12 protein-coding genes and 1 pseudogene are annotated in these 13,895 nt (G+C 61.6%); 5 read left to right on the top strand and 8 right to left on the bottom strand.

All coding sequences use genetic code 11. The features are described 5' to 3' along the window. The first annotated feature begins 45 nt into the window (after window positions 1-45). The 3 genes from AC02Y0_RS16685 (at window position 46) to AC02Y0_RS16695 (ending at window position 4,711) form a co-directional block, all read left to right on the top strand. Window positions 46-1,269 (top strand): DNA recombination protein RmuC, encoded by a 1,224-nt coding sequence (locus AC02Y0_RS16685; RefSeq protein WP_476379994.1) that lies wholly within the window; start codon window positions 46-48, stop codon window positions 1,267-1,269. Window positions 1,270-1,314: 45 nt separating this feature from the next. Further along, on the top strand, window positions 1,315-2,214 hold the full coding sequence (locus tag AC02Y0_RS16690; protein WP_476379995.1) for a ribokinase: 900 nt from the start codon (window positions 1,315-1,317) through the stop codon (window positions 2,212-2,214). 151 nt (window positions 2,215-2,365) lie between these two features. Then, a complete protein-coding gene (locus AC02Y0_RS16695; RefSeq protein WP_476379996.1) occupies window positions 2,366-4,711 on the top strand; it encodes a methyl-accepting chemotaxis protein in 2,346 nt (781 codons plus the stop codon). Between the two features lie 65 nt (window positions 4,712-4,776). Here the strand turns inward: AC02Y0_RS16695 and AC02Y0_RS16700 are convergent, their stop codons facing one another. Beyond that, on the bottom strand, window positions 4,777-5,721 hold the full coding sequence (locus AC02Y0_RS16700; protein WP_476379997.1) for a nucleoside hydrolase: 945 nt from the start codon (window positions 5,719-5,721) through the stop codon (window positions 4,777-4,779). Between the two features lie 144 nt (window positions 5,722-5,865). On the opposite strand from AC02Y0_RS16700, the pseudogene AC02Y0_RS16705 reads away from it, so the two are divergent. Beyond that, window positions 5,866-6,285: pseudogene (locus AC02Y0_RS16705) on the top strand (Hsp20 family protein); the annotation flags it as partial. 52 nt (window positions 6,286-6,337) lie between these two features. Beyond that, a complete protein-coding gene (locus tag AC02Y0_RS16710) occupies window positions 6,338-6,595 on the top strand; it encodes a BQ00720 family protein (protein ID WP_102020787.1) in 258 nt (85 codons plus the stop codon). Window positions 6,596-6,635: 40 nt separating this feature from the next. Here AC02Y0_RS16710 and trmB read toward each other — a convergent pair whose 3' ends face one another. The 7 genes from trmB to AC02Y0_RS16745 form a co-directional block, all read right to left on the bottom strand. Further along, the gene (gene trmB / locus AC02Y0_RS16715) at window positions 6,636-7,337 is read right to left on the bottom strand and encodes a tRNA (guanosine(46)-N7)-methyltransferase TrmB (protein ID WP_476379998.1); all 702 of its coding nucleotides are present in this window, start codon (window positions 7,335-7,337) and stop codon (window positions 6,636-6,638) included. A 5-nt stretch (window positions 7,338-7,342) separates the two neighbouring features. Next, window positions 7,343-8,581, bottom strand: coding sequence for a methionine adenosyltransferase (metK, locus tag AC02Y0_RS16720; protein ID WP_476379999.1), 1,239 nt, complete (start codon window positions 8,579-8,581; stop codon window positions 7,343-7,345). Window positions 8,582-8,744: 163 nt separating this feature from the next. After that, window positions 8,745-9,164: a helix-turn-helix domain-containing protein gene (locus AC02Y0_RS16725; RefSeq protein WP_102020784.1), complete on the bottom strand. Its 420-nt coding sequence runs from the start codon at window positions 9,162-9,164 to the stop codon at window positions 8,745-8,747. 147 nt (window positions 9,165-9,311) lie between these two features. Next, on the bottom strand, window positions 9,312-10,901 hold the full coding sequence (lnt, locus tag AC02Y0_RS16730) for an apolipoprotein N-acyltransferase (RefSeq protein ID WP_476380000.1): 1,590 nt from the start codon (window positions 10,899-10,901) through the stop codon (window positions 9,312-9,314). 90 nt (window positions 10,902-10,991) lie between these two features. Further along, window positions 10,992-12,293 (bottom strand): hemolysin family protein, encoded by a 1,302-nt coding sequence (locus tag AC02Y0_RS16735; RefSeq protein WP_476380001.1) that lies wholly within the window; start codon window positions 12,291-12,293, stop codon window positions 10,992-10,994. Window positions 12,294-12,305: 12 nt separating this feature from the next. Beyond that, the gene (gene ybeY, locus AC02Y0_RS16740; protein ID WP_476380002.1) at window positions 12,306-12,812 is read right to left on the bottom strand and encodes an rRNA maturation RNase YbeY; all 507 of its coding nucleotides are present in this window, start codon (window positions 12,810-12,812) and stop codon (window positions 12,306-12,308) included. A 20-nt stretch (window positions 12,813-12,832) separates the two neighbouring features. Further along, a complete protein-coding gene (locus AC02Y0_RS16745) occupies window positions 12,833-13,888 on the bottom strand; it encodes a PhoH family protein (protein WP_307370203.1) in 1,056 nt (351 codons plus the stop codon). Window positions 13,889-13,895: the final 7 nt, after the last annotated feature.

Below are 13,895 nucleotides of genomic sequence, written 5' to 3' on the forward strand. Positions count from 1 at the left end.
ACTCTTTGATCTGTTCTCGGTGTCCGAATCAGCTATCATCGGTCCATGACAATTCTCGACATTCCGTCGGTGACCATCGGCTCAGTCACTCTTTCACCCGCGTTCCTGCTTGGGCTTGCGGCAGCGGTTCTGCTGCTCCCGATCCTCACGGTCGTGATCGTGGCGCTGAGGGGGGCACGGGCGCGCGCCGAGATGCGGGAAGACGCTCTGCGGCGCGACGAAGCGGCGGAAGCGAGGCTCGCGGAACTCCTCAAGGCACAGGCCGAGATGCAGGGGCGGCTCGCCACCATGGCCGAAGTCTTCGGCAGCCGGCAGGCGGAGCTCAACCAGTCGATCAGCCAGAGGCTCGACGGCATGACGCACCGGCTGGGTACCACGATCACCGAGCAGACGAAGTCGACGCACGACAACCTGCGCACGCTGCAGGAGCGGCTGGCGGTGATCGATGCGGCACAGAACAACATCCAGTCTCTGGCGAAGGATGTCGTCGGCCTTCAGGCGATCCTGTCCAACAAGCAGACGCGCGGCGCCTTCGGGCAATCGCGGATGGAAACGATCGTCGCCGACGGGTTGCCGATGGGGGCCTATGCGTTCCAGACGACACTCTCCAACGGCTCGCGTCCAGACTGCACCATCCGGATGCCGAACAATTCACCGCCACTGGTGGTGGATGCGAAGTTCCCGCTCGAAGCGTGGAACGTGATCCGCGAGACGGAAAACCCGGAGCAGAAGAAGATGGCCTCCCAGCAGTTCAAGCGGGACATGGAGGTTCATATCCGCGACATCTCGGAGAAATACCTGATCGCGGGCGAGACCCAGGATATGGCGTTCCTGTTCGTGCCGTCGGAATCGATCTTCGCCGAGATCCACGAGAACTTCGAGGGCGTCGTGCAAAAGGCGCATCGGCAGAAGGTGGTGATCGTCTCGCCTTCGCTTCTGATGCTCTCCATCCAGGTGATCCAGGCCGTCCTTAAGGACCAGCGCATGCGCGAGCAGGCACATCTGATCCAGGGCGAGGTGATCCGCCTGATGGAGGATTTGAGCCGTCTCGACGATCGGACACGGAAATTGCAGAGCCATTTCCTCGCCGCTCAGAAGGATGTCGAGATGATCATCACATCCTCGGACAAGCTGGCCAAGCGCGGCGCCAAGATCGAAGCCATGGAGTTCGAGACGCCCGGCGGGCGCGAAGATGGCGAGGAGATCCCGTCGCGCGCCGTGGAGAGCCGGACCGGCATGCTCAAGCTCAGGGTTGTTGACGAGGACTAAGGCGCTGGTCCAAAAGAGCGAAGAACCCAGGGAGGCCTCTCGCTCATGATCACCGTCTTCGGCTCAATCAACATGGACCTCGTTGCCACCACGCCGCGCCTGCCGAAACCAGGCGAGACGGTTCCGGGAACCGGCTTTGCGACGGCAGCCGGTGGCAAGGGCGCGAACCAGGCGCTGGCCGCAAGGCGCGCCGGTGCATCCGTGCGCATGGTGGGCGCCGTGGGACGCGACGAGTTCGCCGCCCCTGCCCTCGACCTTCTCGACAAGGCGGGCACCGATCTTTCCAGCGTCGCGCGCGTGGATGGGCCGACCGGCACGGCGCTCATTCTGGTGGGCGGCGACGGGGAAAACATGATCGCTGTTGTGCCGGGCGCCAATGGGACCATCAGCCCCAACCAAGCGGCTGCGGCGGTTTCGAGCAGCCAGCCGGGCGACATCCTGATGCTGCAGCTCGAAGTCCCGGCCGCATCCGTGAAGGCTGCACTGGAAGCGGCCAAGGTGCGCGGCGTGCGCACCGTGCTCAACACGGCACCGCTGATTGCCGAGGCAGCCGAGCTTGCGAAGCTCGCCGATATCGTCATCGCCAACGAGACGGAATTCGAACTGCTGGTGGGACGCGAGGCGCTGACATCTGAGCAGCGCGAAGAGATGCTCCTCCAGATGCACAAGGACACCGGACAGATCCTGATCATCACGCTCGGGGCCGAAGGTGTCGTAGCAGCCGAAGGCGGCAGCTTGCACCGTACCAAGGGGCTGAAGATCGAACCCGTCGATACCGTGGGTGCGGGCGATACGTTCTGCGGCTATCTGGCCGCCAGCCTCGACGCGGGACTTGCGCTTGGCGAAGCCCTTCGCCGCGCGGCCGTCGCCGGATCGCTGGCCTGCCTCAAGGCCGGCGCCCAACCGTCGATCCCTGACGCCGGCGAGGTTGCCGCCGCTCTCTGACGCAAAGCCGGGCGCAAGTCTGATTTATTGCCCGTTAAGCAATGGAACATAGCATCTGACGTGATCGGGGTGCGCGAAAGCGCGCCCGGCCACGCCATGAGGGTGTGGAACGAATGTCCCTGCGTCCTGATCCTCAGTTTTCGAGGCTCCCATGTTCGCCTTCTTTAGCCGTTCGATCGCAGCCAAGCTCCTCGTCGTGACCGGCATCGCCATCGGCCTGGTGCTCTTCCTTTCCAATCTTGTCCTGATTTCGCAGACCCGTGATCGGGTTCACTCCCTGACCATGGAACAGGCTGACGCCGAGGCGAAATCCATCGCGCGTGAAATCGCCGGCGACATCGGCGAACTGGCAAGTGCCGCGCGCACCATGTCCGGCGTCATTGGCCGTGGCCATGAAGGCAAGTCCTTCGACCGGCAAGGCATCACCAATATTCTCAGGGCAAACCTGGAGCAGAACCCGTTCGCTTTCGGTAGCTGGATGGCGGAAGCGCCGGGCGCCATCGATGGACGGAAGGATGACGTCAAGGGGAAGGCCGATCTCGGCGCCAATGACGACGGGATCTATACACCCTACTGGTCCAAGGACCGCAACGGCGCGATACAGTTCTCGACCTTCGCAGCCAAATACGATGCAGAATGGTATGCGCTTGCGGCCAAGAGCGGCAAGGGCGCGATCACCGCGCCATATCTGGCCGAGGGCACCGATGTGCCGACGACGATGAGCTCGATCGCCTATCCAGTTGTCTCCGGTGGCAAACTGATCGGCGTCAGCGGCGTCGACATCTCGCTTCTGTCCCTCTCCGACAAGCTCAAGGCGCTGAAGCCCTTCGAGACGGGCCGTGTTCTCCTCGTCGCGCAGGGCGCCCAATGGCTGGTGGCACCGAACGACGACCTGCTGATGAAGCCATACGAGGTCGAAGGCACCGATGCCCTGAAGACCGCGCTTTCGAGCGGCAAGGGCAGCGTCGTAACCGGTCTCTCCAACGAGGCTGGCGAGGGCTTCGACCGCCTTCTCTATCCCTTTGCCGTTCCGGGCGTGAACGCCACCTGGGCCGTCATCATCGATATCCCGCACGCGGCAATCAACGCGCCGGTCGAGGCGCAGACGATGATGATGATCGTCGGCGGCCTGATCGTACTTGCCGCCGTGATGCTGGCACTGTTCCTTGCCGTGCGCTCCCTGGCCCAGCGCCCACTCCATGGTCTCGTCGGCGACGTCGAGCGCATGACCAAGGGTGACTATGCAAGCGACGTCTCGAACCAGCATCGCGAGGACGAAATCGGCCTTGTCGCCAAGGCGCTCGACGGCTTCCGCCATAAGCTCGCTGAAAGCAACATGCTTGCCGCCGAAGCCGACGCGCAACGTAAGGCCGCCGAAGGCGAACGCCGTCGCAACGAGGAAGAGCGCAATGCCTCAGCCTCCGTGCAGCAGCATGTCGTAACGGCGCTCGGTAGCGGACTTTCGCAACTGTCGCAGGGCAACCTCACTTATCGGATCGCGGATGATTTCCCGGGTGAATACGGCGCGCTGAAGCGTGACTTCAACGATGCCGTGACAAGCCTCGAACAGGCGATTGCCTCGGTCAACGGCAGCGTCGTCAATATCGCCGCCGGCACGAGCGAGATCTCGGAAAGTGCGGCTGATCTTTCCAAGCGCACCGAGCAGCAGGCAGCGAGCCTGGAGGAGACGGCGGCGGCTCTCAACGAACTGACCGAGCAGGTCAATTCGAGCGCCGACAATGCGGGGACGGCGGCAAACACCGTTTCGGTTGCCGTGAAGGATGCCGAAAAGTCCGGCGAGGTGGTGCAGAAGGCAGTTGCCTCGATGCATGGCATCGAGCAGTCGTCGCAGGAGATCTCGCGCATCATCGGGGTGATCGACGAGATTGCTTTCCAGACCAACCTCTTGGCCCTCAACGCGGGCGTCGAAGCGGCGCGTGCCGGGGAAGCCGGCAAGGGCTTTGCCGTCGTTGCACAGGAAGTGCGTGAACTTGCCCAGCGTTCCGCGACGGCTGCCAAGGAGATCAAGGCGCTGATCAACGCCTCGGCAGCGCAGGTAAAGGACGGTGTGGAACTCGTCGGCGAAGCAGGGCAGACGCTGGAGAAGATTTCCCAGCAGGTCATGCAGATCAACGGTCTGATCCGGCAGATCTCGGCATCGGCCAGCGAACAGGCATCCGGCCTCAAGGAGGTCAATGCCGCCGTCAACCAGATGGACCAGGTAACGCAGCAGAACGCAGCGATGGTGGAAGAGACGACGGCCGCCAGCATGGCGCTGCGCAGCGAATCCGACACGCTGCGTGGGCTGGTCGCGAAGTTCCAGGTGAGCGGTGCGTCCGCGCCGGGATCGGCGCTGCGAGCGGCTGCGGCAACCATGCGGACGGCTGCGGCCCAACCGAGCGCAAGCCCCAAGACGCCTTCCTACAGCCCGGCACCGCGCAAGGTGGCGGCAGCAGGCGGCGCGTCCGCCAGCGCTGACAATTGGGAAGAGTTCTAAGCTTGTGAAGTTTGAAAAAAAGGAAAAAGGGGCGCTGCCGATGCAGCGCCCCTTTTTCGTTCCGCTCAGATGCGGGCGAAACGCTCGATCAGGAGATCGAAGAAGCCGTCGGCATCGACGTTGCGCATGACGGTGGCGTTCGGTGTGCGGCCCGAGACGCCCCACCAATCGACGACGGTCATGCCGACCGTCAGTTCCGACTGGAGTTCGATCTCGACATTGCAATGGCGACCGCTGAACAGCTCCGGCTTCAGGAGATAGGCGACAACCGTCGGATCATGTAGCGGACCGCCGTCGGAGCCGTATTTCTCCTCGTCGAAGCGCTCGAAGAATTCGAGCCATTCCACCATGGTTTTCGCAGGCTTCGTGCCGATCGATGCCATGCGGGCGACGCGGGCCTTGGTGGTCATCAACTGATGCGTGACATCGAGCGGCATCATGGTGACCGGGATGCCCGATGCGAAGACGGCAGCGGCGGCATGGGGATCGACATAGATGTTGAATTCGGCTGCAGGCGTGATGTTGCCACCCTCGAAGAAGCCGCCGCCCATCATCACCAGTTCCTTGACGCGCGGGGCAATATCAGGGGCCTTTTGCAGCGCAAGGCCGATATTGGTGAGCGGGCCGAGCGTGCAGAGCGTCACGGTACCGGCGGGCTCGTTGCGCAGGGTCTCGATGATGAAATCGACCGCATTCTGGCCCTCGACCGTCATCGTCGGTTCGGGAAGAACGGCGCCGTCGAGGCCGGTCTTGCCGTGCACGTGTTCGGCCGTCACCAGCGGGCGCACCATGGGGCGATCCGCGCCTTCGAAAATGCGCCGGCCGGTTTCGCCGCAGAGTTCGCAGACGATGCGCGCGTTGCGGCTCGTGTAGGAGAGAGGCACGTTGCCTGCCACTGTCGTGATGCCGAGAAGGTTAAGTTCATCTGGGCTTGCAAAGGCGAGCATGAGGGCGGCGGCATCGTCCTGACCGGGGTCGGTATCGATGATGATCTTGCGGGGTTCTGTCATGGGGCATCCTAAAGTCTGAGGGCATGAGGCTTGGAACGCGAGTTCATGTTTGTCAAGCAAGAGAGTGCTTGTCGGGTGCCGTGGGATTTCCCATATTCCTGATGACTGAGGGACAGCCCATGGCGGGCCGAACAAGGGACTGCAATGACGCGCACCAGACTACCGACCGAAGCCTTTCTCATCACATTCGATACCGGAGACGGCAGTGCGCTCAGGCGGCCTCGGGGCAGCGACGGTTATCCACCCTATGACATCGAACGCCTGCCCCCGCAGAAGGGGGTGGAACGGCTGCGCGTGATGCTGGCCGTCGCGGGTTTCGATGAGAACGAGCTGGATGTCAGCGTCGAGGCGAACCAATTGGTCATCCGGGGCAAGCAGGCGGAGCGGGAAGAGGCAGACTATCTGTTTCGCGGCATTGCCTCGCGGCAGTTCCAGCGGGTCTTTGCGATCGAGGACGGCATGGAAGTGATGGGGGCATCGCTCAGAAACGGGCTGCTCGCAATCGAGATCATCCGGCACGATCCCGTGCATCTGGTAAGGAAAATTAACATCTCCACCGCAGAATTAGACTTGCGGCAATGTTCGGCCGCCTCTCCCTCATTCGCGGAGGATCGGAATGTTACTGAAAGAAGCCTCGTCCCGCCTGACCAAATCAGAGCTTGCGCATCTCGGTGCCGGCGAAGTGGGCTATATCCGGAAGATGAAGTCGGACGAAGTGTCCCGCTGCTTCCCGGAAGCACCGGAAATCGATCCGACGCTGGACCTCTGGGCACTGTTTGCCGCCGATGGCACACCCATTCTGCTTACGGACAATCGCTCCAGCACCTTCTTCAAGGCAGCGGAAGACGACCTGAAGACCGTATCGCTGCACTGAAGAGTGCAGCTGACCCCTCGCCGCCAAAGAGAGTGGCGAATCAGCGCTTGTGGAATGTCAGATAGGCCGAGGAACGGCCTTCACGACGGGCCTTGGCCTCGTAGCGCGTACCCGGCCAGCCGTCATAGGGCGTGAGCCAGTCGGCAGCATTGCGCGCCGTCCAATCGAAACCACCATGATCGCGGCAGTGCTGCAGCGTCCAGTTGACATAGGTGTCGATGTCGGAGGCGAAGCAGAAGATACCTTCCGGCTTTAGGACCTTGTGGAAGCGGTCGAGATTGACCTGCGAGACGAAGCGGCGCTTCCAGTGGCGCTTCTTCGGCCAGGGATCGGCATAGAGCAGATCGATCTGGTCGATCTGGCCTTCCGGCAGCCAATCAAGCAGTTGGGTCGCGTCGTCATCGTAGACGCGGATGTTCTGCAAGCCCTCAGCCTCGACGACCGCGAGCAGCTTTGCCATGGAATTGATGAAGGGTTCGACGCCGATGAAGCCGGTGGTCGGATTGGTGCGGGCGCGGTGAACGAGATGCTCACCGCCTCCAAAGCCGATTTCGAGGCGGATCTTGTCGACGGGCAGAGGAAACAGCGACTTGAGGTCGGCTGGCACCGGTGATGCCAGGTCGACCTTCAGCTCCGGCAGGATGGTCTCCATCCGCCCGACCTGCTGGTCGCGCAATGGCTTTCCCTTGCGTCGACCGAAGAAGGCTTCGGTCGACCTCGTCCTGCGTTCCTGTTCCGTCATTCAGATCAAGCCTTGATCGCATCCTTGAGCGGCTTGACCAGGTCCAGCTTCTCCCAGGAGAAGGAACCGTCGCGGCCAGCCTTGCGGCCGAAATGGCCGTAGGCCGACGTCTTAGCATAGATCGGCTTGTTCAGGTCAAGATGGCGGCGAATGCCCGATGGGGACAAGTCCATGACCTTGCGGATGCCGGCCTCGACCTCGTCCTCGGTCACCTTGCCGGTGCCATGCAGGTCGACATAGATCGACAGCGGCTGGGCAATGCCGATCGCATAGGAGATCTGGATCGTGCAACGGTCGGCGAGACCGGCGGCAACGACGTTCTTGGCGAGGTAACGGGCAGCGTAGGCTGCCGAACGGTCGACCTTGGTCGTGTCCTTGCCGGAGAAGGCGCCGCCACCATGGGGTGCTGCACCGCCGTAGGTGTCGACGATGATCTTGCGGCCGGTGAGGCCTGCGTCACCATCCGGACCGCCGATGACGAACTTGCCGGTCGGGTTGATGTACCAGGCGCAATCGTCGGCGATCTTCAGTTCGCCCAGCGCTTCGCGGATATAAGGCTCGACGACCTGGCGTACCTTCTTCGAATCCCAGCTCTCGTCGAGATGCTGGGTGGACAGAACGATCGAGGTGGCCTCAGCCGGCTTGCCGTCGACGTAACGGACGGTGACCTGGCTCTTGGCGTCCGGGCCGAGCTCGCCGACGTCGCCTTCACCCTTCTTGCGAGCGGTCGACAGCGTCTGCAGGATCTTGTGCGAATAATAGATCGGAGCCGGCATCAGATCCGGTGTTTCCTTGCAGGCGTAACCGAACATGATGCCCTGGTCGCCAGCGCCTTCGCTGTTGGTGCTATCGGCAGCCTTATCGACGCCCTGAGCAATGTGGGCGGACTGGAAGTGCAGGAGCACGTCGATCTTGGCCGTCTTCCAGTGGAAGCCGTCCTGCTCGTAGCCGATGTCACGGATCGCCTTGCGGGCTGCGGACTTGAACTTGGCCGGGTTGATGACCTCGTTGCCGTTCTTGTCGGTCTTCATCAGGCTCGGGGGAAGACGGACTTCACCGGCGATGACGACGCGATTTGTGGTGGCGAGGGTTTCGCAGGCGATGCGCACGGTCCAGGGATCCACCCCGGTCTTGGCCGCTTCACGATAAACGAGATCGACGATTTCGTCGGAAATTCGGTCACAAACCTTGTCCGGGTGACCTTCGGAAACGGATTCGCTGGTGAAGAGGTAGTTTGCGCGCATCGGGATTCCCCTCAAAGTATGGATTTCGGCATCGTTACTCAGTTCAAGCGACGATGACAAGGACACAACCACATAAATATATCTTTATGTGAGTAAACATATCCTTCCATGCGCATAAAAAAAGCGGCCCTGCGGCCGCTCTCTTTGTCAGGGGTAAATCAGCTCACTCGCTGTCGGCTTCGGCCGCCAATGCCTTGACGAGATCGACGATCTTGCGGCGAACCTTGGCGTCGCCAATCTTGACGAAAGCGCGGTTGAGCTGAAGCCCTTCCGAGGAGGACAGGAAGTCGACCACGTAGTTGGAGCTCGATGCTTCTGCCATGCCGGTCGCGTTGGACGGCTGGTCACCAGGCGCATCCTCGAAGAAGAAGGAAACCGGTACAGTCAGAATGTTGGAGATGTTCTGAAGGCGGCTGGCGCCGACGCGGTTGGTACCCTTTTCGTATTTCTGGATCTGCTGGAAGGTGATCCCGAGGCTTTCACCAAGCTTTTCCTGGCTCATGCCAAGCATCGTACGACGAAGGCGAATCCGGCTCCCGACGTGGATGTCAATCGGGTTCGGCTTCTTCTTGTTCTCGATCATTAATGTCGTCCTGACAAATTGTTGGCGTTGCGACCCTCACCCGATGCCCGCCTAACGATAACGAGACGTTGTGCTCGCCGTAGATGATCTTTCAGCATACTTGCAGATTACCGGTCTAAGCCACTATGCAATTTTAGGGGTTTTTGGTCAATTCGTGCGCCTAATAAAACCCAGACTAGAAAAGGCGGCAATCAAAGTCATCGCGCCGACGACCAACCAAAGGTTTAAAGCGTGATTATAGCCGGCTCGATTTGGAACAGAATTGACACTGAGAGTTGCATCGACAGCTCCAACGGTGTTCAAAGAAAGTCCCTGCACGATACGCCCGAGCGGATCGATAACGGCCGAAATACCGTTGTTCGCCACCCGAATCAGCGGCACGCCTGTTTCAACGGCCCTGAGCCGGGACTGCAGGAAGTGCTGGTAAGGGCCCGGGGTCGCCCCGAACCAGGCGTCGTTCGTGACGTTCAAAATGGCACTCGCACCGGCGAGATCCGATGCAACCTCACCCGGAAAAATCGCCTCGTAGCAGATCAGCGGATAGAACCCGATGCCGGAGGGAAGCTTCAAAGGCGTGCGGCTAGAGGCTGCTGTGAAGCCACCCGGAAGGCTGATCAGTTCCTCGATGCCAACCTGTCGGAGCATGTCCTCGAAGGGGACGTATTCGCCGAACGGCGTCAGGTGAACCTTGTCGCTCGCGCCAAGGATCTGCCCCTTGTCATCGATCATGTAGACCGAATTGTAATAGAGCGGCGGCTGACCTGCCCCACGTTCCTCGGCGCGGACGGCTCCGGTGAGCAGGATCTGGCCATCCTGCAGAACATCACCGATGCGCACTAGCGCATCGGGGTTCTCCGTCAGGATGAAGGGCACGGAGGTTTCCGGCCAGACGATCACGTCAGGTCGCTTGCTGCCCTCTTCCGGCGCTGCTGCAGTGAGCGCCAGATGTTTTTCGAAGATACCGATGCGATCGGTGTTCTCCATCTTCTGCGATTGATCGATCGACGGCTGGACAAGACGGACGGTGACGGTGGTGTCCCCTTCCTTCGGCGGGTCGACGTAGAGGCGGAAAGCGCCGTATCCGAGATGAGCGAACAGAAGCGTGCCGGCCAGCAGCAGGCCTGGCCAGGCACCCCGGCGCGTGCCCAGCAGCGCCGGGCTTGCGAAGACAAAAACGGCAAGCGGCGTGATGGCGAGAATGCCGAGCACATGGCTCGACTGCATCATCAAGGGTACGGGCATCGCGGCATAACCGATGGCATTCCAGGGAAAGCCGGTCGCGACAAAGCTGCGGAGCCATTCCAGCAGGCCGAACGCTGCGGCAAGCGCTGCAATTCGCCCCATGCCGTCGGACCAGACAAGGCGGGCGAGCAAGGTTGCCAGACCGTAGAAGATGGCAAGGACCGCCGGCAGACCGAGAACCGCGAGCGGGATCGCCCAGGCGAATTCGTCGGCCTCCAGAAGCAGCGCATTGCCGAGCCACCAGAGGCCGCAGACAAAATAGCCCAGCCCGAAGAGCCAGCCGATCCAGAAGGAAGACGAGAACCCTGCGCGCCCGGTCTCGGCATTGCCTGTCGCGCCATCGAGCAGCCAGACAAGCAGCGTGAACGACACGAACATCGCAGCGAAGATGTTGAATGGCGGAAGCGCCAGCGCCCCGATCGCTCCTGCGAGAATGGCGAGGCCTGCTCGCCTCACGCCCCACAACAGCAGGATCCTCGCTGCCAAAGCCTGCATATCCACCCCTTATGACCGCGAATCAACCGCGGGCAGTCTCCCAAAAAACGGGAGCCGTGTCGCGGTCTTCGCTTGGGTGGAGCCCGACCGTCAGATTGACGGCCGGTCGGTGCTTTCCAGCGGGGTTTCGACGCTCTCGGCGACCGGTTCGTCCGATGGCTCCGAGGACTTTACCCCGGCCTTGGTGGCACGAGGCTTCGCCGGCGCCTTGGCCCGGGCCTTGGCTGCGGTCTCTCCCTGCGCGGGAGCCTCGACCTTGGCCGCCTTGGAATCGACTTCGCCGTCGGCGCGGGTATCGACCTCGCCCTTCGTCGCCGAGCGGCGACGGGCACCGGCGCGTTTGCGGGCAACGCGAACGCGCTTGATGCGGCGTGGATCGGCATCGAGGATGTGGAACTCGAAGCCGGCCAAGGCCTGAACTACCTCGCCACGGGCCGGAATACGGCCAAGCGCCGAGAAGATCAGGCCGCCCAGCGTGTCGACGTCTTCCAGGCGATCCTTGATATCGAAATCCGGGCCAATCGCTTCGGCGATCTCTTCCAGTTCGACGCGCGCGTCGGCGACGATCACGTCATCGGAAACGCGGCTGAACATGACTTCTTCATCGTCGTGTTCATCATCGATATCGCCGATGACCATCTCGACGATGTCCTCGTGGCTGACGAGACCATCGGTGCCGCCATACTCGTCGATAACAAGAGCCATCTGCGTACGGGCGGCCTGCATGCGGGTCATCAGGTCAGACGCCAGCATGGAGGGCGGAACGAAGAGGATCGACCTGATAATGCCGGCTTCGGCGACCGTCTTGCTGAGGTCGATGCGGGCGAGATCGAAGTCCATCTTCGGCTTTGCCGGCGACTTTTCAACCTTTTCCGTCTTCTCGGCACCGTTCGGGGCCGCGGCGGACTTGGCAACCCGCTTACGGCTGCGGGCCTGCTTGGTGACATAGGACAGGAGGTCGCGGATGTGGACCATGCCGCGCGGGTCATCCAGCGTTTCAGCGTATACCGGCATACGCGAGCGACCGGAGACATCGAAGATGGTCATGAGTTCACCGATGGTGACGCTCTGGTCGACCGCCTCGATATCGACGCGCGGGACCATGATGTCTTCAACACGCACTTCCCGGAAGCGCAGGATGTTGTGAAGCATCGCCCGCTCTTCGGGCGTGAAGGCCTCGCCCAAGCTCGCATCAGCTTTCAGCGCGACGGTTAAGTCCTCGCGCAGGCTGGTGGAGGAGGAAGGCTTCAGGATACGGCCCAGGCGGGCCCAGAAGGAAGGGTGTTGTCGGGCCGAGCTTTCCGCTCGGGAAGGACTACTGCCCTCTTCGGAAGACGCTCCCTCGTTACCCTCTTTGGCCTCGGGGGCCGTTCTCGTCGCAAAATCGGTCATTGTTCCAAACTATCAGATCGGGTCTTGTCCCGCATAGGGGTCAGATAGGCCAAGTTCCGCCAGAATGCGAGTCTCTAGCGATTCCATTTTCTCTGCATCGTCAATTTCGATGTGATCGTAGCCGAAGAGATGCAGGAATCCATGGACCATCAAATGGGTCAGATGGTGCTCAAAACTCTTGTCGAGTTCGACTGCCTCGCGCTCGACGGTCTCTCGCGCGATGATGATGTCGCCCAGCATCGGACCGGGCATCTTGCCGGGTGTCACCGGGAAGGCGGGGAAGGACAGGACGTTGGTCGGCTTGTCCTTGTTGCGCCATTCGGCATTGATCTCGCGGATCATCTCGTCATCACCGAAGACGAGCGAGACTTCCGTCGGCTGCTTCGGGAAGGGCTGGCTTTCCTTGGCCGCCATATAGGTTTCGGCCACGCCGAGAACGCGAAGGGCCAAAGCCTCCAGCGCGGTCTCGTCTGCCCAACCGTCTGCCTCGACGGCGATCTGTATGTCCAACTGGCTCATCGTTTGATCGCAGAGCGGGCTCAGTGCTCGCTCTGCTCGCTCTCGTCCTGTACCTTGTACTTGGCGTCATAGGCCTGCACGATGCGGCCGACAAGCGGGTGGCGCACCACATCCGTATCCTTGAAGCGGACGACAGACACGCCTTCCACGCCCTTCAGCACCTGCAAGGCCTCGACGAGGCCCGAGGTTACGCCACGCGGCAGGTCGACCTGACTTGGGTCACCGGTAATGATCATGCGGCCGTTTTCGCCAAGACGGGTGAGGAACATCTTCATCTGCATGGATGTGGTGTTCTGTGCCTCGTCGAGGATGATGGCGGCATTGGCGAGCGTGCGACCGCGCATGAAGGCGAGCGGTGCGATCTCGATGACGCCGGCGGTGATCGCGCGTTCGACCTTGTCGCCGGGGATCATGTCGTAGAGCGCGTCATAGAGCGGGCGCAGATACGGATCGACCTTTTCCTTCATGTCACCCGGCAGGAAGCCCAGGCGCTCACCGGCTTCAACGGCGGGACGGGATAGGATGATCTTGTCGACGATGCCGCGTTCCAGAAGCTGGGCTGCATGGGCGACAGCGAGATAGGTCTTGCCGGTGCCGGCGGGCCCGACGCCGAAGACCAGCTCGGAACGCTCCAGAGCGCGCATATAGGCGTCCTGAGTGGGCGTGCGGGCAGCGATCGTCTTTTTGCGGGTGGAGATCTGCGCCATGGAGAGCTTGGCCTTGCGTTCCAGCGTCGGCAGGGTGAGCTGGTCGTCGGCTGCCACTGCCATGCGGATTGCACCTTCGACATCGGAGGCTTCGACCGAGCCGCCGCTCTGCAGACGGGCATAGAGGAAATCGAGCGCACGGCGGGCCTGGTTGGTCGCCTGAAGTTCACCCGTAATGGCAACGGAATTGCCGCGGGCATGGGCCTCGATCTGGAGGCGCTGCTCAAGCAATTTCAGATGCTGGTCGAACTGGCCGAAAAGCTCGCTCGCAAGCCTGTTATTCTCGAACGTCAAGATGAAGTGATTGGCGTCGGTCGCAGGGTTGCGGACATTGCGCGAGGGTGAAGAAACCACTTCTGTTGCGTTCAAGCGATCA

Source organism: Allorhizobium sp. nf9_anc (assembly GCF_056323085.1).

Coding starts and splice junctions, on each gene's coding strand:
- trmB (WP_476379998.1), bottom strand. CDS start 7,337: ATGACGGAACAGGAACGCAGGACGAGGTCGACCGAAGCCTTCTTCGGT.
- AC02Y0_RS16725 (WP_102020784.1), bottom strand. CDS start 9,164: ATGATCGAGAACAAGAAGAAGCCGAACCCGATTGACATCCACGTCGGG.
- ybeY (WP_476380002.1), bottom strand. CDS start 12,812: ATGAGCCAGTTGGACATACAGATCGCCGTCGAGGCAGACGGTTGGGCA.
- AC02Y0_RS16695 (WP_476379996.1), top strand. CDS start 2,366: ATGTTCGCCTTCTTTAGCCGTTCGATCGCAGCCAAGCTCCTCGTCGTG.
- AC02Y0_RS16735 (WP_476380001.1), bottom strand. CDS start 12,293: ATGACCGATTTTGCGACGAGAACGGCCCCCGAGGCCAAAGAGGGTAAC.
- AC02Y0_RS16700 (WP_476379997.1), bottom strand. CDS start 5,721: ATGACAGAACCCCGCAAGATCATCATCGATACCGACCCCGGTCAGGAC.
- AC02Y0_RS16685 (WP_476379994.1), top strand. CDS start 46: ATGACAATTCTCGACATTCCGTCGGTGACCATCGGCTCAGTCACTCTT.
- AC02Y0_RS16690 (WP_476379995.1), top strand. CDS start 1,315: ATGATCACCGTCTTCGGCTCAATCAACATGGACCTCGTTGCCACCACG.
- AC02Y0_RS16710 (WP_102020787.1), top strand. CDS start 6,338: ATGTTACTGAAAGAAGCCTCGTCCCGCCTGACCAAATCAGAGCTTGCG.
- metK (WP_476379999.1), bottom strand. CDS start 8,581: ATGCGCGCAAACTACCTCTTCACCAGCGAATCCGTTTCCGAAGGTCAC.
- lnt (WP_476380000.1), bottom strand. CDS start 10,901: ATGCAGGCTTTGGCAGCGAGGATCCTGCTGTTGTGGGGCGTGAGGCGA.